At 43.0% G+C, this 23,184-nt stretch carries 25 protein-coding genes, 3 tRNA genes and 1 pseudogene; 16 read left to right on the plus strand and 13 right to left on the minus strand.

Going from position 1 to position 23,184, the window contains the following annotated elements:
* The first annotated feature begins 183 nt into the window (after positions 1-183).
* A complete protein-coding gene (gene rsd / locus QNM18_RS26525; RefSeq protein ID WP_211013423.1) occupies positions 184-654 on the plus strand; it encodes a sigma D regulator in 471 nt (156 codons plus the stop codon).
* Positions 655-706: 52 nt separating this feature from the next.
* Here the strand turns inward: rsd and fkpA are convergent, their stop codons facing one another.
* The gene (gene fkpA, locus QNM18_RS26530; protein ID WP_211013422.1) at positions 707-1,462 is read right to left on the minus strand and encodes an FKBP-type peptidyl-prolyl cis-trans isomerase; all 756 of its coding nucleotides are present in this window, start codon (positions 1,460-1,462) and stop codon (positions 707-709) included.
* A gap of 328 nt (positions 1,463-1,790) precedes the next feature.
* Between fkpA and QNM18_RS26535 the strand changes: the two genes are divergently transcribed.
* Positions 1,791-2,735, plus strand: coding sequence for a WD40 repeat domain-containing protein (locus tag QNM18_RS26535; RefSeq protein WP_247687593.1), 945 nt, complete (start codon positions 1,791-1,793; stop codon positions 2,733-2,735).
* The gene (locus tag QNM18_RS26540) at positions 2,735-2,947 is read left to right on the plus strand and encodes a SlyX family protein (protein ID WP_023401299.1); all 213 of its coding nucleotides are present in this window, start codon (positions 2,735-2,737) and stop codon (positions 2,945-2,947) included. The genes QNM18_RS26535 and QNM18_RS26540 overlap by 1 nt, the downstream gene beginning before the upstream one ends.
* Positions 2,948-2,983: 36 nt before the next feature.
* Here QNM18_RS26540 and QNM18_RS26545 read toward each other — a convergent pair whose 3' ends face one another.
* The gene (locus tag QNM18_RS26545) at positions 2,984-3,184 is read right to left on the minus strand and encodes a YheV family putative zinc ribbon protein (protein WP_023401300.1); all 201 of its coding nucleotides are present in this window, start codon (positions 3,182-3,184) and stop codon (positions 2,984-2,986) included.
* A gap of 122 nt (positions 3,185-3,306) precedes the next feature.
* Here QNM18_RS26545 and QNM18_RS26550 point away from each other — a divergent pair, with 122 nt between their 5' ends.
* The 9 genes from QNM18_RS26550 to QNM18_RS26590 all read left to right on the plus strand — a co-directional run bounded on the left by QNM18_RS26550 (position 3,307) and on the right by QNM18_RS26590 (position 12,994).
* Positions 3,307-5,229 (plus strand): ATP-binding cassette domain-containing protein, encoded by a 1,923-nt coding sequence (locus QNM18_RS26550; RefSeq protein ID WP_284138873.1) that lies wholly within the window; start codon positions 3,307-3,309, stop codon positions 5,227-5,229.
* Positions 5,223-5,672 carry a TIGR02444 family protein gene (locus QNM18_RS26555; protein ID WP_211013420.1) on the plus strand — a complete coding sequence of 150 codons (450 nt, stop codon included), beginning with the start codon at positions 5,223-5,225 and terminating at the stop codon, positions 5,670-5,672. The genes QNM18_RS26550 and QNM18_RS26555 overlap by 7 nt, the downstream gene beginning before the upstream one ends.
* 119 nt (positions 5,673-5,791) lie before the next feature.
* Entirely contained in the window at positions 5,792-5,932 is a 141-nt protein-coding gene (locus QNM18_RS26560) for a hypothetical protein (protein WP_023401303.1), read from the plus strand.
* A 197-nt stretch (positions 5,933-6,129) separates the two neighbouring features.
* Complete coding sequence (locus tag QNM18_RS26565) at positions 6,130-7,110, plus strand: hydrolase (protein ID WP_211013419.1); 981 nt, start codon at positions 6,130-6,132, stop codon at positions 7,108-7,110.
* A 10-nt stretch (positions 7,111-7,120) separates the two neighbouring features.
* Positions 7,121-7,375 carry a YheU family protein gene (locus QNM18_RS26570; RefSeq protein WP_023401305.1) on the plus strand — a complete coding sequence of 85 codons (255 nt, stop codon included), beginning with the start codon at positions 7,121-7,123 and terminating at the stop codon, positions 7,373-7,375.
* Between the two features lie 88 nt (positions 7,376-7,463).
* The gene (locus tag QNM18_RS26575) at positions 7,464-8,648 is read left to right on the plus strand and encodes a dipeptidase (protein WP_284138874.1); all 1,185 of its coding nucleotides are present in this window, start codon (positions 7,464-7,466) and stop codon (positions 8,646-8,648) included.
* Positions 8,649-9,065: 417 nt separating this feature from the next.
* Positions 9,066-11,705 (plus strand): Ig-like domain-containing protein, encoded by a 2,640-nt coding sequence (locus tag QNM18_RS26580; RefSeq protein ID WP_284138875.1) that lies wholly within the window; start codon positions 9,066-9,068, stop codon positions 11,703-11,705.
* Positions 11,706-12,262: 557 nt separating this feature from the next.
* Positions 12,263-12,472 (plus strand): hypothetical protein, encoded by a 210-nt coding sequence (locus QNM18_RS26585; protein WP_211013416.1) that lies wholly within the window; start codon positions 12,263-12,265, stop codon positions 12,470-12,472.
* 354 nt (positions 12,473-12,826) lie between these two features.
* On the plus strand, positions 12,827-12,994 hold the full coding sequence (locus QNM18_RS26590; RefSeq protein WP_211013415.1) for a hypothetical protein: 168 nt from the start codon (positions 12,827-12,829) through the stop codon (positions 12,992-12,994).
* A 175-nt stretch (positions 12,995-13,169) separates the two neighbouring features.
* Here the strand turns inward: QNM18_RS26590 and QNM18_RS26595 are convergent.
* The 5 genes from QNM18_RS26595 to nudE form a co-directional block, all read right to left on the minus strand.
* A tRNA-Met gene (locus tag QNM18_RS26595) sits at positions 13,170-13,246 on the minus strand.
* Between the two features lie 44 nt (positions 13,247-13,290).
* Positions 13,291-13,367 (minus strand) — tRNA-Met (locus tag QNM18_RS26600).
* A 43-nt stretch (positions 13,368-13,410) separates the two neighbouring features.
* Positions 13,411-13,487 (minus strand) — tRNA-Met (locus QNM18_RS26605).
* Between the two features lie 239 nt (positions 13,488-13,726).
* Positions 13,727-14,518 carry a 3'(2'),5'-bisphosphate nucleotidase CysQ gene (cysQ, locus tag QNM18_RS26610; protein WP_211013414.1) on the minus strand — a complete coding sequence of 264 codons (792 nt, stop codon included), beginning with the start codon at positions 14,516-14,518 and terminating at the stop codon, positions 13,727-13,729.
* A gap of 1 nt (position 14,519) precedes the next feature.
* On the minus strand, positions 14,520-15,083 hold the full coding sequence (gene nudE, locus QNM18_RS26615; protein WP_211013413.1) for an ADP compounds hydrolase NudE: 564 nt from the start codon (positions 15,081-15,083) through the stop codon (positions 14,520-14,522).
* Between the two features lie 60 nt (positions 15,084-15,143).
* Here nudE and yrfG point away from each other — a divergent pair, with 60 nt between their 5' ends.
* On the plus strand, positions 15,144-15,815 hold the full coding sequence (gene yrfG / locus QNM18_RS26620) for a GMP/IMP nucleotidase (RefSeq protein ID WP_211013412.1): 672 nt from the start codon (positions 15,144-15,146) through the stop codon (positions 15,813-15,815).
* A gap of 1 nt (position 15,816) precedes the next feature.
* On the opposite strand, the gene QNM18_RS26625 is transcribed toward yrfG, so the two are convergent.
* Positions 15,817-16,437 carry a dUTP diphosphatase gene (locus tag QNM18_RS26625; RefSeq protein WP_211013411.1) on the minus strand — a complete coding sequence of 207 codons (621 nt, stop codon included), beginning with the start codon at positions 16,435-16,437 and terminating at the stop codon, positions 15,817-15,819.
* 119 nt (positions 16,438-16,556) lie between these two features.
* Here QNM18_RS26625 and QNM18_RS26630 point away from each other — a divergent pair, with 119 nt between their 5' ends.
* Positions 16,557-17,183, plus strand: coding sequence for a peroxiredoxin-like family protein (locus QNM18_RS26630; RefSeq protein ID WP_284138876.1), 627 nt, complete (start codon positions 16,557-16,559; stop codon positions 17,181-17,183).
* Positions 17,184-17,228: 45 nt separating this feature from the next.
* On the opposite strand, the gene QNM18_RS26635 is transcribed toward QNM18_RS26630, so the two are convergent.
* The 3 genes from QNM18_RS26635 to QNM18_RS26645 all read right to left on the minus strand — a co-directional run bounded on the left by QNM18_RS26635 (position 17,229) and on the right by QNM18_RS26645 (position 20,762).
* Positions 17,229-19,565, minus strand: a complete 2,337-nt coding sequence (locus QNM18_RS26635; protein WP_284138877.1) for a fatty acid cis/trans isomerase — start codon at positions 19,563-19,565, stop codon at positions 17,229-17,231.
* A 21-nt stretch (positions 19,566-19,586) separates the two neighbouring features.
* Positions 19,587-19,988 (minus strand): hypothetical protein, encoded by a 402-nt coding sequence (locus QNM18_RS26640; RefSeq protein WP_284138878.1) that lies wholly within the window; start codon positions 19,986-19,988, stop codon positions 19,587-19,589.
* 108 nt (positions 19,989-20,096) lie between these two features.
* The gene (locus tag QNM18_RS26645; RefSeq protein ID WP_211013407.1) at positions 20,097-20,762 is read right to left on the minus strand and encodes an SDR family oxidoreductase; all 666 of its coding nucleotides are present in this window, start codon (positions 20,760-20,762) and stop codon (positions 20,097-20,099) included.
* A gap of 144 nt (positions 20,763-20,906) precedes the next feature.
* Here QNM18_RS26645 and QNM18_RS26650 point away from each other — a divergent pair, with 144 nt between their 5' ends.
* Complete coding sequence (locus QNM18_RS26650; RefSeq protein WP_211013406.1) at positions 20,907-21,653, plus strand: hypothetical protein; 747 nt, start codon at positions 20,907-20,909, stop codon at positions 21,651-21,653.
* Here the strand turns inward: QNM18_RS26650 and QNM18_RS26655 are convergent.
* Positions 21,643-22,440, minus strand: coding sequence for a VOC family protein (locus QNM18_RS26655; protein ID WP_284138879.1), 798 nt, complete (start codon positions 22,438-22,440; stop codon positions 21,643-21,645). The two genes, QNM18_RS26650 and QNM18_RS26655, sit on opposite strands and share 11 nt — an antisense overlap.
* Before the next feature lie 421 nt (positions 22,441-22,861).
* Here QNM18_RS26655 and QNM18_RS26660 point away from each other — a divergent pair, with 421 nt between their 5' ends.
* Positions 22,862-22,984, plus strand: a complete 123-nt coding sequence (locus QNM18_RS26660; protein ID WP_284138880.1) for a hypothetical protein — start codon at positions 22,862-22,864, stop codon at positions 22,982-22,984.
* A 15-nt stretch (positions 22,985-22,999) separates the two neighbouring features.
* Here QNM18_RS26660 and QNM18_RS26665 read toward each other — a convergent pair.
* Positions 23,000-23,184: pseudogene (locus QNM18_RS26665) on the minus strand (integrase core domain-containing protein); the annotation flags it as partial.

Here is a 23,184-nt window from a genome sequence, read left to right on the forward strand (position 1 = left end):
GATCTTTTCATCAGTTTTCATTTTTATAGGAGGCAAGATTAAGTATTCAGTATTACCAAATTGCTGTCTCTTATTGGGTCCAAACCATCCTATTTTTGATGTACCCATAAAAATAAAATCTAATATACAAACACAATTTGGTCATTGCAGGGCCTAAAAAAACGACCCGCTAAGGAGATAACTATGCTTTCACGGTTAGAACAAGCCCAACAAAAATGGGGAGGGAGTCATAGTGTTATCGACAACTGGCTCATGGAGCGTCAAGAATTGCTGCTACTATATTACAAAGTAGCAGGCCTATCGCCTTATGAGAGCGTAGACAAAGCGCTGCCAGAACAAGTTCAAATCCAGTCTTTTTGCCAGATATTAATGGATTACTTGTCAGCTGGACACTTTGAGATATATGACAACATTGTTGCTGCGTGCAAAGAAAAAGGCCCTGATAGCTTAAAACTAGCTCAGTCTATTTACCCGCAAATTACAGCATCAACTGATTTAGCACTCGACTTCAATGATAAATACGCAGAAGCAAGTAGTGACAACCCACTAGAAGATTTTGATAAAGACCTATCAACCCTCGGTGAAGCGCTGGAGCAGCGGTTCGGACTAGAGGATGAGCTGATTGATAACCTCTTTGCAAATCATACCGAATAAACTAAGCAAATGAAAAAGGGCCCTATCGGCCCTTTTTTTATTTGCTTGCACCTTAGGCTGCAGGCTTCTCTTTATCTTCTTGGATCTCCAGTAGCTCAACTTCAAAAACAAGTGTTGAGTTAGCAGGGATCTTACCTAAGTTACGCTCACCGTAACCTAGATCTGCAGGAATGGTGAATTTATACTTTGAACCCACAGGCATTAGCTGTAGACCTTCCGTCCAACCAGCGATAACTTGGTTAAGTGGGAAAGTTGCAGGCTGGTTGCGCGAATATGAGCTATCAAACTCTGAACCGTCCAGTAGCGTCCCTTTGTAGTGTACTTTTACAACGTCAGTTGCAACTGGCTTTTTACCTTCGCCTGTTGAAATTACTTCGTACTGAAGACCAGACTCAGTCACTGTAACGCCGTCTTTCTTCGCGTTTTCAGCTAGGTATTTTGCGCCTTTTTCTTTGTTTTCTTTCGCGTCAGCTTCTGCTTTAGCAGTTTGCTTTTCACGTACAGATGTATCAAGTGCAGTTAACACTTCACGAATTTTTTCATCATCTAGTTTCGAATTACCAGCAAGCGCATCTTCAAAGCCTCTCATAAGCAATGCTTGATCAAGCTCAATGCCTAGGCCTTGCTTATCTGCAAGATCTTTTTGTAGGAAATTACCCACAGATGCACCAATACCGTATGCTTGCTTTTGAACTTCAGTTTCTAGTTTTACTTCTTCTACTTTTGCAGTTTCCTGCGCTTTTTGATTACACGCAGTTAATGCAAGTACTGAGGCTGCAATTAAAGACAGCTTAATAGTTTGTTTCATTTTACTTTCTCCGACATCCGAGCAGCCAGCAATGTCTCATTGCTCTCTAACTTCATTGTCATGTTAAATAATTATTAATTTAAAAGGTGATGTCACATTATCACTCATTGCCACCAAAGCCAAGATTCACACCTACAGAACCTTGCTTTAGGAAAAATCCATGTTACTGGCGACATACTTTAGCGAATACGCTAATATCAGTTTTGTGGCCCAATCAATTTTACCACTAGTCTACTCGGTGCAAATCATAGAGTTAAGGGGAAATACCGAATTTATGGCCAAATTTTTTAAATTGCACACACGACTCTTCGTTTGCTTACCCATTCTGATGCTATCAGGTTGTTCTCCAGACAGTTCCAAAGCGAAATTGACTGTCGAACACGCTGCACGCGGTGCATTTGCAGCCGCTATTTCACACGATGGGCGTTACAGTTTAGTGTCATCAGTCGAACACGGTGCAGTTTTATGGGACAACACCACCCATGGCCTGAAATATCAGTGGTCTCATTCAGATCAGCCTGATGAGCTCATTCACTCTCTCGCCATTTCCCATGACAGCTCCACAGCGGTCACAGCCGCCAACGATCGATTTGCTGTATGGCAGCTCTCCGACGGTAAAAACATTGGCTATTATCAAATAGACACTGGCACCATCAGAGACATCGCTGTCAGCAACCAAGGTAGATATGTCCTATACGGTCGCAGTGACAATGTGGTTGTGCATCTCGACTTAGATAGCGGAAGACGAATAGAGTTCCTTGGACACCAAGAAAAAATTAATAGTATTGCGCTTTCACCCAATGGACACTTCGCACTCACAGGCGCCAATGACTATAGTGCATACTTTTGGGACACCAGAACTGGCCAAGTTTTGCACCGATTTAACCACCCAAGTCGAGTGACCAAAGTGGCGTTAGATCCGCAAGGTCGCTATGCATTTACTGCCGACAGCATGAAAAAAGCCAGTATTTGGCAGCTCACTTCAGGTGATCTTGTGGCGCAATTACAGTATATTGCACGGCAGAAAATATTCAGTGCCGTGCGCTTCAATCAGCAGGGTGATCTGCTCGCAACAGGCTCCCCCAACCGCCAACTGACACTTTGGCGGATCAGTGATGGCACCAAGTTAAACACTTGGCTAGTTAAACCCAGAGAAGGCAGCCGACCCAAATCCGCAGTCGTATTTGATGTGGCGTTTGCAAAGCGCGACGGCGTTTTAGTTACCGAGAGCTCAAGCGGTTTAATGGAGCAATTCGAAAGAGTAAAAGAGTAATGACAGAGTTAGAAAGTCGCGTAATTGAACTTGAAGCAAAAGTGGCATTTCAAGAAGATACCATCGAGACGTTAAATGATGAGTTAAGAGTCCACCAAGCAAGGCTTGCAACGATGCAGCATCAAATCAGATTGTTAGCTGAAAAAATCAAAGAGGGCAAAGATGATGGCATGATGCCTATCGAGCAAGAGCCCCCACCACCGCACTATTAATCCACAACCGTATTTGATGCGCTCAGGCGCATCAGGTTATTGCGGTTTAAAAACACCAATGACCTGTTCAAATTGACGCGTTGACGCTTGTACTGCTTCTTCAGGTTGAGTCATTGAATGGCCACAAGCGACGCACTCGACCTTTTCAACATCATGCTCTTTGTAAAGCATCATGACATCCATTTTGTTGCAAGCCGGGCATGACGCACCAGCAATAAAGCGTTTTTTCGTTCTCACAATACAACCTCACCTACTCTGTGAAAGGCTATTTTAACTCAAGTCGCGATACATTTATACGCTTGTTCCCTAGTTATAGATCCATGTTATCATTCACACAGTAATTTTGACTCGAGCTTATTATGATCCAACTTTCTGATATTGAACTGTTACGCGGCGGCAAAACGCTATTGAAAAATGCCAGCGCAACCCTCTTTGCACAGCACAAAGTCGGCTTAGTCGGCGCCAATGGTTGCGGCAAATCGTCACTGTTTGCGTTGCTCAAATCACAACTGCACGCAGATGCCGGCGACTTTCAAATCCCAAAAGATTGGTCTATCGCTTCAGTTAAGCAAGAAACACCTGCACTATCTATTTCTGCGATGGAGTATGTCCTACAAGGTCATCAGCAGTACTATGAATTACGCGCGTCACTGCAACAGGCCGAAGCACAGGGTGATGGTGAAAAACAGGCCAAGATCCATCAGCAAATGGAATTAGTCGGCGGATACAGCATTGAAGCTAAGGCCGGAGAATTACTACATGGCTTAGGGTTCAGTAATGAGCAACTAGATTTTGCAGTCAGTGAGTTTTCTGGTGGTTGGCGAATGCGCCTCAATTTGGCCCAAGCCCTGATCCGCGACGCCGATTTACTTTTGCTGGATGAACCGACTAACCACCTTGATTTAGACGCAGTTTACTGGCTGGAACGATTTCTAAAAGCCTATCAAGGTACCCTAGTACTCATCTCTCACGATAGAGAGTTTTTGGATGCGGTAGTCGATCAGATCTGGCACATCGATCAGCAGTGTATCAATGTTTACAAAGGCCATTACTCACAGTTCGAGCGTCAAAAAGCAGAGCGCATGGCACAACAGCAAGCTATGTTCGAAAAGCAGCAAGAAACCATCGCACATCTTGAAAAGTTTATTACTCGTTTTAAAGCCAAAGCCAGCAAAGCCAAACAGGCACAGAGTCGGGTAAAAGCGCTTGAGCGCATGGAAAAGTTAGCACCAGCACATGCTGATTCACCATTTAGTTTTGAATTTGCCAACCCTGAAAATATGCCAAACCCTTTAATGACATTGGATGAAGCACAAGCGGGCTATGGCGACATCACTATTTTGCATCAAATTAAACTCAACTTAGTACCCGGTAGCCGAATCGCTCTGTTGGGAAGAAATGGCGCAGGTAAGTCCACCTTAATTAAACTGCTGGCTGGTGATATAACACCTCAAGCAGGCGAGGTATTTCAACATCAAGGTTTAAAAGTTGGTTACTTTGCCCAGCATCAACTTGAATCTCTCGATTTAAATGCCAGTGCGGTCACCCACTTACAACGCATAGATCCACAGGCAACCGAGCAGACTTTACGTGACTTTTTAGGCGGCTTTGCCTTTCACGGCGACAAAGCGCTTGATCCTGTTGCGCCATTCTCGGGGGGTGAAAAAGCGCGATTGGTATTAGCCATGTTGGTGTATCAGTCACCCAACTTATTATTGCTGGATGAACCTACCAACCATTTAGACTTGGAAATGCGTCATGCATTAGTCATGGCGCTACAGGGATTTGAGGGCGCTATGGTGACCGTTTCCCACGATCGTCATATGCTAAAAAATACCGCCGATGAGTATTACCTAGTCGATAACGGCACTGTGTCGGCATTTGGTTATGACTTAGACGAATACTATCAGTGGCTGCTTAATGCCAATAAAGAAGCAAAACAAAAACCACAGGCTGAAGACAAAGCGCATTCAAGTGTCAATCGAAAAGAGCAAAAACGCTTAGAAGCGGAGTTCAGAAAGTCGGTGCAACCTATTAAAAAGTCAATAGATAAGCTAGAAAAGCAGCTTGACAAATATACGACTGCACTGGCCGAAATCGAATCTCAGCTAGCTGACAATGCGCTCTATGAGGCAGAAAACAAAGCGAAATTAAGCGAGTTGCTGAGTGAACAAGCACGTTTAACACCTCAATTGAATGAAACCGAAGAGGCATTATTAATGGCACTGGAAGAACTGGAAGAAAAAGAAGCCCAGTTCGCAAGTACAGGAGAGGTATGCTAAGTCGCGATGCCTTTTGGCAATACGCTTGCACGGTATATCAAAACGGGCAAGTTCAACAAATACTTTTGGAATGCCAAGATAAGCATGGCAAGAACGTAAACCTGTGTTTGTTACTAGACTATTTAAGCTATTTAAATATGCAGCTAACTGTGCAACAAGTTAACGAGTTAGAGGTCATCGTAAAACAGATTGATCGGGAACTGCTGGTTCCCTATCGCGCTACCAGAAAACAAGCCAAAACACGTTATAGCGCTTACCCAGATTATCAACAACTCAGAGCCAGTCTGCTCGCGACTGAGCTAGAGCTTGAAAAACTGCAACAGCACCACTTAATTGAGCATGTCAAAACGTTCTCTTTACAAGACCATGTAAAAGACCCTAAAAACCTGCTTCATTATTTGCCAAAGTCACTCTACACGCGGTTTCAACACGCCAAACTATGATCAAGATCAAGTGCCGTTACTCGGGCTGATCGGCTAAATAATAAACTTGATCTCGATCATAACGATTGCTCAGGTGCTCCTCTACTATTAACTCATCGACAAATTGAGGAGACACAGCCATGAACGTATTCTTTAGAGATTTCTTTTCCGACCCGGTACTGTATTTATCTTTTGGCATACTCGGGATCGTGATCGCGCTGTGCATCTATTACGTCTACTACTTTGTGAAAAAGGTCAATGAGGCTGAAGTACCAGAGTAAGACACCGTCACACAGATCTAGTTAAGCAAACTTAGTTCCCGTTTCAGAATTAAGCACGACGCACAAAGCACCTTACCAGCTTCGCTGGTCGGGTGCTTTTTATTCGACACAGACAAATTCTTTCGGTCCATACTCATTTTGTAGCAGCTTTGGTACACTATTTGGGTTAATCGTCACAAAGAGATCGTCACCTATCTATGTCAAAGCAGCTCGATTTAAATTTTCAGCCCGCTTGGTGGATGCGCAACCGTCATGTGCAAACTATTCTTCCACGCGCTTTTCGACCAAGATTAAAAGCGGATGTCAGCTATGAGCACCTCACCACGCCAGACAACGACTTTTTAGAACTTGCTTGGGCCAAAAAGGGCAATCAACAGGCGCCTCTCGTAGTGGTACTGCATGGTTTAGAAGGCAATATAAACAGCTTTTACGCAAAAGGGATGCTGCATGCCCTTACCAAATCCGGGTTAGATGCGGTACTGATGCACTTTCGTAACTGCTCTAGAGAAGTGAATAAACAACCACGGGCATACCACAGTGGTGAAACACAAGACTTAGGGTTCTTACTGCAAACATTGAGTAAGCGATTTCCCGGCCGGGCTCTGTTTGCCGTTGGCTTTTCATTAGGTGGGAATGTGTTGGCAAAATACCTTGGAGAAAAAGGCCATGCAAGCCGCTTAGCTGGCGCAGCGGTGATCTCCGCTCCCTATCATTTGTCATCCTCTTGCCAAGTGATCCGAAAGAGCTGCTTCAAACTGTATCAAAAGTACCTACTGGATAGAATGAAGCATTCTTTTTCACGTAAATTAGACCAGATCCACACATCCATTAATATGACTGCCCATGAGCTGTCACAAATTAAAGACCTTTGGCAATTTGACGATCGAGTCACCGCACCTTTACATGGCTTTAAAGGCGCTGAAGACTATTATGCACAGGCCAGTGCACAACCGTATTTAAGTTTAATAGAAACACCGACACTACTTATCCACGCTGAAGATGACCCCATGCTGTCAAAACAAGCTATCCCTCTGATCCAGCAAGTCAGTGAGCAAGTGAAGCTTGCGGTATCCTCTAAAGGCGGTCACGTTGGCTTTATTTCTGGCGCAAACCCATTTAAGCCAATCTATTGGCTGGAAAAAGTCGTGCCTGATTACATCCACTCATTAATAAAATAGCGATACATCCATGCTTATTCCTTATCAACAAATTGCCACTGAGACGCTGAACAGCTTGATCGAGCACTATGTGTTACGTGAAGGCACAGATTATGGTGACAGTGAAATCTCAACGGAGCAAAAAGTTGCTCAAGTCAAAGCCCAATTGCAAAGTGGTGATGCACTGATTGTATTTTCGGAGCTCCATGAATCAGTCAATATTGTCAGCAAAGCAGAGTTTCACGCTATGCAAAGCCAGGACTATACTTCAGAGCCCATTTATTAAGTATTCTCCGCTTAATGTAGCACCACATGTTGAGCCTTTATAATTAGTTGTTACAATCAAACTTCACAATCATAATAAAGGCGCAAACATGAAGTTAAGCTCAGCTCTTTGTGTTCTGACACTGGCCATCTCCACTGCCCAGGCAAAAGAATACACCGCATCCGACCGTGCCATTCGTTTGGCTCAAGAAAACTTACTTATTGATACCCATATTGACGTCCCCTATCGTATCAATATGAAATGGGATGATGTTTCAAAAGCAACACAAGGGGGCGATTTCGACTACCCTCGAGCAATGCAGGGCGGACTTAACGCGCCTTTTATGTCAATTTATATACCTGCTAGCTTAGAGTTTGAAGGCAAGGGCAAAAGCTACCAGTTAGCAAATCAGCTCATTGACGGTATGGAAGCTCTGGTACATCGCGCACCACATAAGTTTGCAATTGCACACAATACCAAAGACATCGAAGCGCAGTTCAATAAAGGGTTGATGTCGATTGCCATGGGTATGGAAAACGGCTCTCCCATTGAAGGGGATCTAAAAAATCTACAGCACTTTTTTGACCGCGGTGTGCGCTATATCACCTTAGCCCATTCGCAAAGCAACCATATTTCTGACTCTTCGTATGATTTGCGCCGCAAATGGAAAGGGTTAAGCCCATTTGGTAAAAAGCTCGTCGTTGAAATGAATAAGATTGGTATGCTGATCGATGTCTCGCATATTTCAGATAAGGCCTTTTATCAAGTAATGGATGTCTCAAAAGTACCCGTGATCGCCTCACATTCCTCGCTCCGAAAGTATACTCCAGGATTTGAGCGCAATATGGATGACGAGATGTTATTGGCGCTGAAGAAGAATGGTGGTGTGATCCAGATAAACTTTGGATCTAGCTTTGTCACTTCTGCATCGCGAACTTGGTCCGATAAACGCACTAAAGAAGAGCAAGAAGCAACCAGTCGTGGGGCGACCAAGACCGACTTCCGCGCGGCATTTCTCGCACGTAACCCTTATCCATTCGCCTCTTTAGATCAGGTATTGGACCATATTGATCACGTAGTAAAATTGATTGGTATTGAACATGTCGGTATTGGCTCTGATTACGATGGTGTGGGGGACTCTCTTCCGGTCGGGTTAAAAGATGTATCTACCTATCCAAATCTAGTACAAGGCCTTTTAGATCGCGGCTACAGCGATAACGATATTAAATTGATCCTCGGTGGCAATACGCTGAGAGTTTGGAAGCAAGCTGAAGCATTCGCTGCGAAATTTTAACTTAAATCAGGTGGGCTGATCAGTCTACCTGACTTCCTTTCAATAAATTAATTCTCCAACCTGCATATCAACACAATATTGGGTCGAATGATATTACGTTCCCTGTGGTAACGTATAATTGAGAAAGCACAGATAGAATTACTATTTTAGCCATAAAGTTTACGTTGCACATCAGACGTGTGTGCCTTTTATTTTTGAAATGTAATTTGAATATTTAATTCAATCAGCAAAAAATACTTTATACGAAGCCACTTCTTATATCATCACTTGTTAATTCCAAAAACATGTATAACCACATTTTAATTTATTTACAAATACCTAATTTAAGTTATTATGCACGCACACATGTAGCGCAAAAGTTAACCCATTTGCGGTGATGTAATTATATCTCTTCATACAACAATCAAAGGAAGTAGTATGCAGATGTCCAATCTGATTTCCGCTTTAACAAAAAAGTTTATAACTATATCTATGCTGTTTTTTGCAGTGTTCAACTCTTATGCGCTTGAGAAACCAGTTTCTCTGGTACTTAAAGAATCATTTGGCTCTGATCCCTATAGTAAATTGGCTTATCACAACGGGAGTATTTTAGTATCGGGAAAAGTTGAATCTGGTTCGTCTTGGTTAAGTGCTAATCTTGATATTTTAAAATATGGTGACAACGGCTTTGAGCTGCTCAGCCAAACTAAACTAACCAGTAAGCAAAACGTTGACAAGCCAATACAAGTAATCAGTATTGAAAACCACAATGGACACTGGGTAATTCTCGCTTACAGTTCTTATGGTCATCATGTTTTTTCAGCATCAATTGTAGACGGTCGCTTAAATATCTTAGATGAGTTACATGTCAGCAAACATTTTTCTGCGGGAGAGCTGGTCGCTGGTCACAACAACAATTTATATTTAATAGGTACACTAGATAACCTTATCGTAACGCACGTACTACTCGATGAGAGTGGTAAGTTAGAACAAAAAGAAAGCTTAGAGTTTGGTATAAGTCCAAATGAGCCTCGTTACAATGATAAATTTAGCGTTTCTTACGACAATCAATCTTTGTACCTAACCAGTAATCAAGATGAAATAGGCGCAGGTTTATACCAGTTACCGCTTGCTGACAATGGCGCTTTTGGACAAGTCGTTGAATTAAAATTAGCTAACGCAAAATCAGCGTATCATAGCTCTCAAGTGTCCGGTGATTTGTGGTTCTTATCTTATCACTATTGGGGTTTTCAAGTGGCACGTATTGAGGGAGATACGTTAAAGATCATCTATGAAAGTACAGATAACACTTGGTATAACACTTTTGAGGTCAAAGGTAACCAACTCTTAGCAATTGGCACATTTGGCTCGATTGATGTTTATGATATTCAAAATAATGAATCCGCGCTGTTGAAATCTCAACTATATACAAAAGGCTTTTTAGAAGATGCAACCTTGGTCGGTGAAACATTGCTTGTAACTAAAGATTCTATGGGCATTGAGGCTGTTAATCTGAGCGGTGATGGTACTTTGACAAGCCTGCATACCTTTAACCAATCAGGTGACGTGAGCGATATCGCAATACACGAAAACGAGCTTGCTGTTTCTGCTTTTCAGAGCAATTTGCACTTTTGGCAAACAGATGCATCAAAACCAGCCACATTAGAGTCAACGTATCACACGGTCAATAATATTCAAGGTGTTGAATGGGTTGATGATGAAATCATTATTAACTCAGGGTCGAGTCTGGAGTCTCACCTAGCCGAGGACTTAAAGAAACACCTTGATGTCGGTATAAATCATGGAACTTTAGGCAGCACTGGAACAGATGGCCGCATAGTGAAAACAGATAATGGTTTTGTTGCTAAAGCTTTCACAACATTAAGCTTTATTGACGCAGACAAAAATATCTTATCGCAAATAGATTCAGGTTTCAGATATGGCCATATGGCAGTGGCTAATAATTTGCTCTTTGTGTCTAAAGGCTCATCAGAAATTATTATTTATGACATGTCCGATTTATCAAAAGTAACGGAACTAAGTCGTATTGAACACCAAGACTTCTATGCTGGAGAGGTTGTGGTAACTGGAAATATCCTATATGCATTTGGTTCTGAAGAGCTACTCATCTTTGATATAAGCAAACCAAATAAACCTGTTAGGAAGAGCAGCGTCTCCATCAACACTGATACAAGAAATGCTTTTTCTTATGTATATGATGATTTATTGATCGCAATTTTTGATGATAAAGGTCTCTTGTTTGACATATCAAACCCTGAAAAGCCGATTCAAATAGACGAAAATAGTCAAATTACGACAAATGGAGTCGGGAATGGCTTTGGCAAAGAGATTTACACAGTCGCAAGCAGCAGCGCTGGTCGTATTAATAGAGTCAATCTAAACTATGCGCCAACTCAAAAAGACCTACAAATCGAATTAGTGGAAGATGGGCAAACCACAGTCGCACTCTCTCCTATTGATGCTGAAAGCGATAAGGTAACGATCAGTATTGCAGTTGAACCAAAAAAGGGCAGTGTTTCAATTCAAGACAACAACACGTTATTGTATGAAGGCGCAGCAAACCAAAATGGTACTGACAGCGTGAGACTATTGATCCAAGATACACATGGCAGTGCAAGTTATTTCAATATGACCGTCAATATATTACCAATGCACGATGCACCATCTTTTCACAGTGATGTTTTAAACATGTCTGTAGTCAGCGGCGCAAGCCAATCATCTACCCTTGATGTCATTAATATTGATGGGGGTAAGCTAAAATTCGAAGTCACTGAACAAGCAGCAAGAGGCACAGCGACAGTTGATGAGCAAGGCGTACTGACCTATACAGCGAATGCAGGGAGCTCAGGTGCAGATAAATTTGTGGTCACGGTCACTGATGAGGCTGGTGCTAAGGTATCAAAAACCGTCAACGTAAATACCATTGAAAAAGCAGCTGTAACGCAGTCTGATAACTCAGACAGCGGCGGCGGTAGTTTCACTTTGTTTAGCTTATTTACATTGTTGATATTGGGTGCAAGACGAAGATGTCGTCCTGCCCTACTGAGATTTAATTAATCTTTGAGCGTGTGCGTATTGAGCCTAAAAAGTCAAAGGGCGCACTCGCGTATTCATTTTAGCGATGGTCCAGTTTCAAGCAGTGAGTCCTGCGCTGTTTGAAACTAAAGCGAGCATTTTAGTGTTGGGGCAAAGCAATCTTCTGCACCAACACTTCTTCCTCGTACATACCCCTTGCATAGCCACCTATTACTCTCATTGAATTAATTTGCCCTTTGCTTGCATAAGCCTGTGCACTGTTCCAAAACTGTGCTTTTCAATTTTCGTTTCGAGAGAACAAATAAGCGAAGAGGCGCTATGAAAAAAGTAAATCAAAGTATGACAACCGACAGTGAAGCTTGTAGCTAAACCTTAATATCCTTCGTTAGAGGTCAGAAAACATGGTAAGTCTACCTGTCATTTTTCCTACCTCAGCATACCTTCTCTATTAAACTTTTCATTGTTCAAGCCAGCGTGTTTTTTTAATTTTATATTTATCCTATATTAAATTTGCATGTTAAAGAAACCAATCAGCTTTCAATACGTGCAAAAAATCTCAAGTATAAAAGGAAATTTAAATGAAACTAAAAATACAAAAAAAGAAACTCAAATCACTATCTAGTGACAAAGGTATTATGAAGGAACAAACACCACAGGTAGCAGGTGGTGGGGTGTCTCAAGAAGGCTATGGTTGCAATGTAACAAATAGTTGTGCAACCAACCTTTCTTTATGCTGCCACGCATCTAAAGAAGCAAGTTGTATTGGTGGCTTTTCTTGCCGCTGCTAACTGTAACACTAAGTGAGCGCAAGCCTTTTTAGGCTCGCGCTATTTAACACCATATAGAAATGCACTTATTTTAAGCTCGATATATTGACCAACTATATAACCAGAAATTAATACTAATACTCATTGTTGAATCAGAGCAACAATAGCACTTTAATATAGCGCCCATCACACTATTCATAAACCACGATTATTAATCTAGATACGCCTTTTTCAAAACACGTTAAAGCGTTCAGACAAAAAATGCAGAAACATACAAAAAAAGTTAATTGGTTTTAAAAAATGCACTATCTTAATTTTTGAAGTTGCCACTTAGCGTGCTACTTCAACTTATCAACTATTAAAAAGGAAAATTTAATGAAACTTAAAATTGAAAAAAAGAAGCTTAAAACACTGACTCACGAAAACGTACTAGAGTCAGAACACACACCAAATGTTGCAGGTGCAAGAACAGCCAATACGGTCTGCTGCCAAGTTTCGATGGCGCACAGTTGTCTTGGCAATCGTTCGTCTTGTCGCTGTTAGTTGCAAACACATTACATAGCGCACTTTTGGTGCGCTATTTTGATCTAAAAGCCACAGAAAATGAGCGCTGCCAACAACACAATTAAGTAAACGAATAAAAATGACAAGCTAAGTGAATAGTCAGGAAATTTTATGTTCAGGAAGTTCAGAGTTTGAAAAGTTTAAATACAGGAGTTGGTTGCGGGAGCCGGATTTGAACCGACGACCTTCGGGTTATGAGCCCGACGAGCTACCAGGCTGCTCCATCCCGCGCCTGTATTGTTAAGTTTGTTTCGCTTCTCTCTTAACTAAGAAGTTGGTTGCGGGAGCCGGATTTGAACCGACGACCTTCGGGTTATGAGCCCGACGAGCTACCAGGCTGCTCCATCCCGCGCCTGTATTGTTAAGTTTGTTTTACTTCTCTCTTAACTGAGAAGTGGTTGCGGGAGCCGGATTTGAACCGACGACCTTCGGGTTATGAGCCCGACGAGCTACCAGGCTGCTCCATCCCGCGCCTGTATGCATCTAATTGAGATGCGCTTTAAGAAGTGTGCTTTGCAGCTCTCCCTTAAAGAGGTCGCTATAATATCTAAATTTATTTTTATTGCAAGGATTTGACATAAAATAATTGTTTAAACGAACAAAAATACATCAACAACGCTTATTTTAAGAGATAGACCTACTTTTGAAGGTCCAAATAGATTCATTGCAGGCGTATTCTATCAATCAAATACGCCTTCTGATCGGGTAAAATTACCTCTGATGAGGGCTTATCAACTTTTGAAATTGCCAATCTGGGTGACCCATAACAATAAAATCTGGGTTTTCAGTTGTTTCACGCTGGTTGTAAGTGAGTGGATTAAATTGTGCATCGGTAATGCAGCCGCCCGCTTCTTCGACAATGACTTGCGATGCGCCAGTATCCCACTCACCGGTAGGTCCAACTCGTAAAAAGCAATCAGCTTTCCCTTCAGCAATAATACATGCCTTAAGAGAACAGGAGCCTAGCGCGATTGTATCGAATTGGCTATTCAAATATTGGCTCACCGCTTCGATTTTTTGTCTTCGGCTCACCGCGAGTGTCAAAGTGTCAGGCGGTGATACAAAGATCTGTTCATCTTGCTGCTTATCACGTTTGAATGCACCGCCGCCTTTAGTTGCAAAATAGGTGACGTTTTTGGCAGGCCAATGGATCACCCCTAACACCGGTTGATTATCTTCAATTAATGCAATATTAACAGCAAAATCACCGCTTTCTAGAATGAACTCCCCAGTTCCGTCCATAGGATCCAACAACCAGTAGCGCTGCCAACTTTGTCGCTGTTCTAGAGGGGGAATTGGAGTCTCTTCTGACATTACCGGGATCTCTGGTGCTAATGCCTGCAACCCATTAAGCAATACTTCATTGGCGGCCAAGTCCGCTGCAGTTACCGGTGTATGATCAGATTTTTCTTGTTGGCCAATATCATCTCGTTGATAAATTGCCATAATGGCTTTACCCGCTAACTGCGCCAACTCGATACAAGGCTCTAAGTAGGTTTGCAATTTAAACCTCCTTTAATAAATGCTGTTGTAATAACAACAATGCCGCGACACTGCGCGCTTCAGTAAAGTCACTTTGCTCAAGTAATGATTGCCAATCATTCAAAGGCCACTTTACAACAACAAGAGGTTCTGGCTCATCGCCAATCAAGCGCTCAGGGTATAGATCTTGTGCAAATAAAATATGCATTTGCGCTTTAAAATAACTTGGCGCTAAAGATACGGTTTTCAAATTCACAAATTCGTTAGCCCCAAAACCGACTTCTTCTTTTAACTCTCTGTTTCCCGCTTCAACTGGTGTTTCGCCAGGATCAATTAACCCTTTTGGAAACCCCAATTGATAGTCATGTGTGCCCGCACAGTACTCTCTGACTAATAATAGCTCATTTTCAGCAGTTATTGGCACAATCATCACAGCACCGCGCCCACCCCCTTTTACACGCTCATATTGCCTTCGCTCTCCGTTTGAAAATTGCAATGACAAAGCTTCAACTGTAAACAGCTTGCTCGATGCAACAACGTCAGATGACAAAATTTCTGGCGGACATGGGTGCTTTTTCTGTGACATAAACTTTTATTTGCTATGATGTTGGTAATCTAATCATAAAGCCTTTGCAGTTAAAAGCCTATGTTAAATTGGTCTAAAATCGATACCGTTCTGTTGGATATGGACGGCACATTGTTAGATTTGCACTTCGACAACCATTTTTGGTTAGAACTCATTCCCAGAGCCCACGCGCAGAGACAGGGTTTGAGTCTTGAACAGGCTCGCGCAGATATACTTGCCAGATATGAAGCCGTGATGGGGCAAATAGAGTGGTATTGCCTCGACTACTGGCAAGAACAGCTTCAGCTTCCCATTATGGAGCTAAAACGAGAGGTGCAGCATTTAATTTCTGTCAGAGAAGACGTGCCCGAATTTTTACAAGCACTCAAAGATGCCGATAAAGAATTGGTGCTGCTAACGAACGCTCACCCCGACAGCCTAAGCCTCAAGATAGAGCGAACTCAACTTAGTGGTACTCAGTTCGATGGGTATTTAGATAAAGTGATTTCGACCCATGAGTATGGTGTCAGTAAAGAAAGTCAGTCGCTTTGGCAGCAAGTACAAGCTGACATCGGGTTTGATAAAACACGTACTTTATTTGTTGATGATAGCCTGAGTGTGTTGGCTGCAGCCAAAAAGTACGGCATAGGCCACCTGTTGGCAATCAATAACCCAGACAGTCAGCAACCTCCTAGAGAGATCACTGACTATTTGGCGATCAGTGACTATCGCACATTGCTGCCAATCAAGTAGCCTAAGCAGGGTAACGAGCTGTTAAGCCACTATAAACTTGCTTAGCAAAGTCTGGGTGTTCAGTGTCCAGACTTTTTACAATCTCAACCAGATGTTCGTTGTCTTCTTTGCCATCCCACACTTTGATATAAGTGCCATCTTTATAGCCATTATCTTGACGGAAAAAATTCAAGGTGTTTTTACCTACATAACCACGGTATAAGTCGTCAAGGCTCATTCCGATTTGTGCCATACACCCTGCAAATGCGGCTGCGTTGAAAGACTTTTCGGCCACTGCACTCGCAGCTAACTGTTCAAGCGTTTGTTTAAAATCGTCTGCTTGTGTAGGTGCTGCCAACTCTTGGTCAAGCTGCGCAGCCAGCGCTTCAAATGATGTTTCGCCATCAATTCTCAAAGACAGTCCAAAGTGAAAAATATCGACCAACTCCAAGATCACTTGCTCTGTATCCGGCGTTTGCTTTTTCCACCACTTCCAACCATAGTGATCAAGCATTTCTGCACACTCAACCCATATCGCTCGATACCATTCAAAACCCTGACTGAACCATTGCTCATGCACTTTGGTATTCATCGCATTTTGCATTTCCAGCATCACCACTAGCTTTGTGATATTTGCAGACATATTCGCTCTCTTTGACGTGATAAAATTACAAGGATAAAAACAATATCATACCCGAGCGAAAGTCTTTCGTCACTTTGCCTGTCTAATATCACTGATCAAACATTTCGACAGAGGATTTTATGCAAATACTACTCTTTATTTTACTTCTAGTTATGCTGCCGAGCGCCTCGGCTGCGACTGTTACCAATATTACAAACTCCCCAAATACCGTCGCGCCTTTATTACCTGGCCTTGATGCACCCAAACTAACACTTAAAAATAGCCAAGGTAAGTCTGTAGAATTGGCACAATTATATAAAAACAAAACCACCTTAGTGGTCGTTTATCGTGGTGGATGGTGTCCATACTGTGTTCGACAACTTAATGGCATTCAAAAAATTGAGGCTCAATTGACTAAGCTAGATGTGCAAATTGTTGCCATCTCTCCAGATTCACCAAAAGAGCTGGCTAAAAGTACCATTGAGTCACCAAATTACATGCTATTGTCGGACGATCAACTCGCCTATTCACAAGCTTTAGGTCTAGCTTATTATTTAGATGACAAAACGGCGACAGCCTATCGAAATAAGTTGGGTGTAAATTTTGTAGATCTCAATGGAAAAGACAGAGTTGCACTGCCTGTTCCAGCTGTATTTGTCATCGATAAAGAAGGGTTAATTCAATTCCAGTACGCCAACCCAAATTATAAAGTACGATTGGACGAGCAGGTATTACTTGCTGCTGCAAAAGCGGCCAGTGCACTTTAACAAGTCAAGCGGTGACAGATGGGAAGTCTATCACCGTCTAACTTCTTATCTGTTTTCCAGGCGGTTATAGTCAAATAATCCAAACTCCACACCACGAGTCTGTTTTGCTGTTTGATGCAGTAGATCACTGTATTGCCAGAATTGTGGATGTGTACGCCGTATCCCAAACTGCGCTTTTAATGCTTGGTAACTTGCTTCATCAGATACCTGTCTTAGTCCACTTGCAAAGGCGTCAGCGTGTGCCTCATTTGGTAAGTACCAAATGGCTTCCGGATAATCACCGACAAAACCCGGTAAAACCGTTACGTAATCCTCCGCATAAGCGCGTTGACCTTCCTCATTCAATAGTGAAGAAATATTAAAGTGCGCGTTGTGACGCAACAAGGTGTAGCCTTTTAACTCACCCTGTTCGTCATTCGCCAGCACAAATGACACCTGAGGTAAAGTTGCTACTGCAGCATTGGGCAAGTCATTTAACACACGCAAGGTTGAGGGCACAGCCAAATGATCGTACTCTCTATGCATAACAGGGGCGAGGTATTCGGCGAGCTTGTCATAGAGCTCTCGTTGAGGGTCATCACTTTGGTAATTAATATGACTGGGTGCGCCGAGCAAACTTTTACGATTGATAAACTCACTCAAGCTCAAATGTGATTTGCGATACCAGTGCTGCTTTATCTGCTGACGATGGCTACGCGGCAGAAGATTAAGAAAATTTTGCTCCCCTTCAAGTCGCAAAAAGTCCATATACAGACGCGTAATTAGCTGGTGACCAATATTGCCATATACATCAAAGCCCGCCACCAATAAGTAGTGAATACGCTCGAACAATGCGTAATCTAAAACCCAGGCTGTTTTTGGCTGTTGCCCAACAAACCCTTTCACAACTGTGGCGCTGTTAAAATGGCGAAATATGGTCAGTGCTGCATTGGGATTGTGACCATCACCTTGCCAAATCAGCGCTAAATCGAGCTTTCCACCTTGATTGAAAATTTGTTCAGATAACTGAGTTTTAGCTTCCAAGTAATCACTTTGATGTTTTGCATATTTAGCCCAACTAGACAACGGCAATACATTACTTTGCTCTGCAGCTGGCAGCAGTAAGTCATCGTCGTGCTGCATCAACAAAGCCTCAACGGCTGGCGAGGCATTTTTCTCTGGGTCAACAAATGCCACCCAAAAGTGGTCGTTGATCACATTCAGCGCGATTTGCCCACGGCATACAGGCCCCTTGATAAAGCCCTTTACTATCAACTCAGCTTCATCCAACATAAACTGATAACGGGACTTTACGGGTATGTCCGCAAACGTCTTAAACGGGTTTGCGGCCAGTTTTGGCGCGTAGCTTGGTAGCTCAGAGACACTGTAATTAGGGCCTATAAACTGCGTGTATAGACGGGCTAACTTTTTATCATCTAATGCTAACGGCAAATGCGTTTTAGACAAGATCGTACTGCGTTCGTGCAGTAATCGGTAGTACACCCTATCTACTTTTGGATCGTCAAATGGGCGCACCGTCGCAATCAGTTCAATTGGCTCACCGGGTGGTGTTTTAGACCTGACCAGCTTAAAAAAGTCTGTGCCGCCATGTTCTGAAAAATAGATATTAGCCAAGTACCAGTGCTCATAAATATAGCGAGCGGCCAATTGGTGTTTATTGCCAGACTGATTGAGAAACTGCTCCCACTTTGTCACCTGCTGTGCTACCGCTTTTGAGGGTACAGCCACTTCGCTCATCTGAGCGCCTTGCTCCAACCAAGTATGTAATTTCCCATACTCTTGGTTTGTCAGCGCTGGCAAGCCGTAAGGCATTCCAGCATGGGGATTATTTTGAGCATACTGCTCATATTCATCCATTGTAGGGCAGGTTTGCTGTCTATCAAGGGAGAAGTCAAACGCATCATTCAAAACAGTTTGCTGAGGAAATGGCGTACGCTGCTTCAGCAATAAACTGTGGTACATCACACTGCCTTGTAAATTGGCATAACCTGTTTGTACACGCTCATTCAAAACGGGTGTGAAGCCCTTGTCACGCCACTGGCTAGTCGTTGTTGCATCAAATAGTAACCGTGTTGGTGGCTGTGCCAGAATTCGTGTGCCGTCATAAACTAAGGCTTTACTCAGTCCTCTATCAATGCCTTGAGGTGAACTCAATTTCAATTGACACGGGGCGTCATAACACCCATGACACACAACACAGCGGTTATCCAGAATAGGCTTTACTTGCTGTATATAATGCGCGCCACCTTGGCGATATTCGACTAGGCGTTGACGAGGCTGTTCCGGCCCAAACAAATCATCATAATGACTTACCCCTAGTACTGCACAACCACTGAGTACAATTAACACAGCTACCAACCAAACTTGGCGCTTTTGCAACATGACTAAAACCCCTTAGACTTTTTATTGTGAAGCGTTTTGCGCTTCTTCACTATCATCCTCTTCATCATCTAAGCCGAGATCAAAAGTCGGCATCATATCAACGGGAGGGGAGACAAAAAGCACATCCTCTCCAAGTGGGCTCAATACCGCACTCAACACCGGGCCGTGATTCAGGATAAGCTGAGCCTGATGTCCTTCACTGAGCACTGTCGCAACACTCGCTTCAATATCTGTCAATTCATAAGCTTCCAAAGGAATACTCATATTCTGTTCCGGCGCCGGGTTTTGACATAAATTTGCCAACAAGTCTGCGGTTAAATTAACCGATAGTTGCATATCGGGAGACTCGATATCACGCGCTTCTAACTGTTCATTTAATTGAAAAAGGGGCAGTGTTAGGGGGGTGTTCTCTTGAAGTTCCATACAGTTCTCTGGGCTTATTTTTTTGCAATTGTAGCATAGTTCGCTGAACCAGCCCCAAACAACTGTATTTGGGCTGATTCTATCAGCCCAGCTCAGAACATCACTCTCTTACCAAGGTAACTCTTCGCCGTTTGAATGCCAAAAGCCTCCAGAATTGCTGAGCGTAAGTTCATCTATGCGGGCAATTAGGCGATTAGCAGACTCTTGCGCAGAAATATCACCAGCGAAGTTCACCATTTGGGTTTGTACAAAACCAGGATGCAATAAGGCAACCGCCACGCCTTTGGGTTTAAGTTCATGGGCTAAACTCACACCAGCTGCATTAAGTGCGGCTTTAGACATGCGATAACCAATATACGCGCCCGAGCTATTGTCAGTAATTGATCCCATTCGACTGGTGATCATTGCCACTTTAGCCCCTTTACTCAATTGGGACTGTAGCGCATGCGTTACTCGGATAGGTGCCACAGCATTAACCGCTAACTGTGCCTCAAGTTGAGCGAAATCCATATGTTCAAGGCTTTCGTTACTGAATATTCCCGCATTGTTAATCAACACATCAATTGCCTGATCTTGTAATTGCGCCGACAGGCTGGCCACATCTTGCTCAACACTGACATCAATATTTTCGATAACAGTGATACCCAGTTCATCAAGCTCTTCAGAGCTGTTTCTCACCACAGCGGTCACCTGATAGCCCAGCTCGGCATATTGACGGCAAAACTCTAAACCGATACCTCTGTTTGCACCAGTGATCACAACATGTTTGGTCATTTTTTTCTCATTTATTTGGCTATTGATGATGTAAATAGTTGGGGCGGCTTGTTCAGATTCAAGTGAATTTTCTCACTGAGCTCTGATAGAAATGAAGACTTCTGCTAGTCTTAAACGAAAGGTTTGCATTTTGGAAAACGCATTGTGAAACCCTTATTTGCATTGATGCTGTTGTGTTTATGTAGTCAACTGAGCGCTAAGGAATTTAATATAAATGTCAGTGAAGGCATGTCTTTTCATCTTGGAAAAGCACAAATAGAAAAAATTTTTACTGAAATATATCGGCCTCTCGACATCACTCCGACGTTTCACTACCTCCCCACTCAGCGAGGCCTTGAGTGGGTTAACAGCGGACGTTTCGATGCTGAGGCAGGTCGAGTGGAAAATGCGATGACCACATTTGAACAGCTGCTTCCCATTCCAACACCGCTGGCAATCGTGCGTCTTGCGGTGTTTTGCTTGAAGCCCGAATTGTGTCACCTCAATGGTGAACACGGTATTATTATCATCGAAGGCAGTTTAATGACGACACAGTTCTGTGAGCGTACAAAACTCGATTGCCATCCAGTACACAACAATGTATCAGCGTTCCAAGCTCTGACGCGCAACCACAGTGATCAATTGCTGGCAACCGACCATTTTAGTATAGGCTCGCTTTGTGATTCTGGACTCAGTAAAATTTACATGCGTATTTTACCTTTCCAAGGTGTGCTTATCCGCCACTATATTCACAAAAAGCACCACGCACTCCTACCTAAATTAAACGATATCATCAAAGACAAAGTTAATAGTGGCGAATTTACTCGCTTTATCAATCGCCTAAATAGCGAGTTTGCCAATTGTGATGGTGAAATCATTGATCTCACCGCTGCCACTCAGGTTAGTTTGTGATCTTGTCCATAACGGATGCCATTACTGAAAACACCGCCCCCTGTGGGTCAGTGATAACAGCAAAGCGACCCACTTGAGGAATATCGGTTGGCGGTACACACACTTCTCCTCCCAGTGATTTCGCTTTATCGGCAATCTCGTCGCAATCCAATACCGCAAAATAAAGCATCCAGTGTGGTGGTACGCCCTGCCACTCTTCTGTCATCTCCAACATCCCGGCAACTGGTTTACCGTTGTAGCTAAAAACCACATAGTCCATATTTTCCTTTGCCTGATGATCAGCCTGCCAGCCCAGTAGCTCACAATAAAACGCTTCACTTTTGGTACTGTGTTGGCTTGCCAACTCATACCAATAAGGCACGCCGGCTTCAAGTTCTCTCTTTGTTCCTGTATGAGCACCTGCTTGCCACAATGCAAACCGCGCACCGCCAGGCTCTTGAAGCATAACCATTCTGCCGGCTTCAGGAACATCATGAGGTCCCGCAATAATATCCGCGCCTAAACTTTTTGCTCGTTCTGCCATCTCGTCAACATTATCAACCGCAACATACCCTAACCAATGACTGGGCACCTGTGCTTCTTTTTGTTCAGGCATCATTTGATACATAGCTGCAACGTCATCTCCGTGCTTTTGCAGCATAGTATAAAAGCACCCTTCTCCAATTGGTTGGTCGACATGCTGCCAATTAAATAGCTGAGTATAAAATGATTTACCTTCGGCCCACTCAGAGCTACATAGTTCAGACCAACAAAACGCTCCTACCTGACTTCGTTCAATACGCGCCATACGATTCATTCCTATTGTGCAATTCACTACATTACAGTTAAGCAGACTTTGTTAGCTTCGCAATTTCGCTATCAGTTTGCAGTCAAATAAAACCGTGCGACAGGCTACCGACAGCGAGCGAAGTGAGTTCATTTCTTTTGCACAAGGCGAATAACGTGCAAAAGGCTACCGACTGCGAACGAAGTGAGTACGGTTCTTTTGCGCAAGGTGAATAACGTGCAAAAGGCTACCGACTGCGAACGAAGTGAGTACGGTTCTTTTGCGCAAGGTGAAGTGAGCTGTTTTAACAACTGCCGAGGCTCCCACCTCTAAAACTTACAACCACCTCTAAAACCTACAATCACTTCTAAACCTAACTAACATCAAAAAACATGGATCCTGAATCAAGTTCAGGATGACATCGTGCAAAAGGCTACCGACAATGAGCAAAGTGAGTACGATTCTTTTGCATAAGGTGAATATCGTGCAAAAGGGTAATGACAACGAACGCAGTGAGTACATTTCTTTTGCGCAAGGTGAAGTGAGCCGTTTTAACCGCAGCTAAGGCAGAAAACAATGACTAGTCCTGATATAGGTTGACACCTTTTTCAGTTAATTCGCCCGATGTACCTCATCGGGCGTTTTGTACCTCAATGATAGATGTGGCCGCCGTCTATTGTAAATGTCTATCGACTCTTCAACCATTCTCTTAGCTTCATTTAAGTCTCTCGGTTTGTACAATAGATACTCATTTTTCAAGATACC

Source organism: Pseudoalteromonas obscura, from assembly GCF_030135505.1.
Taxonomy (GTDB): Bacteria; Pseudomonadota; Gammaproteobacteria; order Enterobacterales; family Alteromonadaceae; genus Pseudoalteromonas; species Pseudoalteromonas obscura.

Excerpts from the sequence above, each read along its gene's own strand:
- QNM18_RS26560 (WP_023401303.1), top strand. The coding sequence starts at position 5,792 with ATGAACGTATTCTTTAGAGATTTCTTTTCCGACCCGGTACTGTATTTA.
- rsd (WP_211013423.1), top strand. The coding sequence starts at position 184 with ATGCTTTCACGGTTAGAACAAGCCCAACAAAAATGGGGAGGGAGTCAT.
- yrfG (WP_211013412.1), top strand. The coding sequence starts at position 15,144 with ATGTTAAATTGGTCTAAAATCGATACCGTTCTGTTGGATATGGACGGC.
- QNM18_RS26635 (WP_284138877.1), bottom strand. The coding sequence starts at position 19,565 with ATGTTGCAAAAGCGCCAAGTTTGGTTGGTAGCTGTGTTAATTGTACTC.
- QNM18_RS26575 (WP_284138874.1), top strand. The coding sequence starts at position 7,464 with ATGAAGTTAAGCTCAGCTCTTTGTGTTCTGACACTGGCCATCTCCACT.
- nudE (WP_211013413.1), bottom strand. The coding sequence starts at position 15,083 with ATGTCACAGAAAAAGCACCCATGTCCGCCAGAAATTTTGTCATCTGAC.
- QNM18_RS26660 (WP_284138880.1), top strand. The coding sequence starts at position 22,862 with ATGAGCAAAGTGAGTACGATTCTTTTGCATAAGGTGAATATCGTGCAA.
- QNM18_RS26585 (WP_211013416.1), top strand. The coding sequence starts at position 12,263 with ATGAAACTAAAAATACAAAAAAAGAAACTCAAATCACTATCTAGTGAC.
- QNM18_RS26555 (WP_211013420.1), top strand. The coding sequence starts at position 5,223 with ATGCTAAGTCGCGATGCCTTTTGGCAATACGCTTGCACGGTATATCAA.
- QNM18_RS26590 (WP_211013415.1), top strand. The coding sequence starts at position 12,827 with ATGAAACTTAAAATTGAAAAAAAGAAGCTTAAAACACTGACTCACGAA.
- QNM18_RS26535 (WP_247687593.1), top strand. The coding sequence starts at position 1,791 with ATGCTATCAGGTTGTTCTCCAGACAGTTCCAAAGCGAAATTGACTGTC.
- fkpA (WP_211013422.1), bottom strand. The coding sequence starts at position 1,462 with ATGAAACAAACTATTAAGCTGTCTTTAATTGCAGCCTCAGTACTTGCA.
- QNM18_RS26550 (WP_284138873.1), top strand. The coding sequence starts at position 3,307 with ATGATCCAACTTTCTGATATTGAACTGTTACGCGGCGGCAAAACGCTA.
- QNM18_RS26580 (WP_284138875.1), top strand. The coding sequence starts at position 9,066 with ATGCAGATGTCCAATCTGATTTCCGCTTTAACAAAAAAGTTTATAACT.
- QNM18_RS26565 (WP_211013419.1), top strand. The coding sequence starts at position 6,130 with ATGTCAAAGCAGCTCGATTTAAATTTTCAGCCCGCTTGGTGGATGCGC.
- QNM18_RS26570 (WP_023401305.1), top strand. The coding sequence starts at position 7,121 with ATGCTTATTCCTTATCAACAAATTGCCACTGAGACGCTGAACAGCTTG.
- QNM18_RS26540 (WP_023401299.1), top strand. The coding sequence starts at position 2,735 with ATGACAGAGTTAGAAAGTCGCGTAATTGAACTTGAAGCAAAAGTGGCA.
- QNM18_RS26640 (WP_284138878.1), bottom strand. The coding sequence starts at position 19,988 with ATGGAACTTCAAGAGAACACCCCCCTAACACTGCCCCTTTTTCAATTA.
- QNM18_RS26655 (WP_284138879.1), bottom strand. The coding sequence starts at position 22,440 with ATGGCGCGTATTGAACGAAGTCAGGTAGGAGCGTTTTGTTGGTCTGAA.
- QNM18_RS26630 (WP_284138876.1), top strand. The coding sequence starts at position 16,557 with ATGCAAATACTACTCTTTATTTTACTTCTAGTTATGCTGCCGAGCGCC.
- QNM18_RS26645 (WP_211013407.1), bottom strand. The coding sequence starts at position 20,762 with ATGACCAAACATGTTGTGATCACTGGTGCAAACAGAGGTATCGGTTTA.
- QNM18_RS26625 (WP_211013411.1), bottom strand. The coding sequence starts at position 16,437 with ATGTCTGCAAATATCACAAAGCTAGTGGTGATGCTGGAAATGCAAAAT.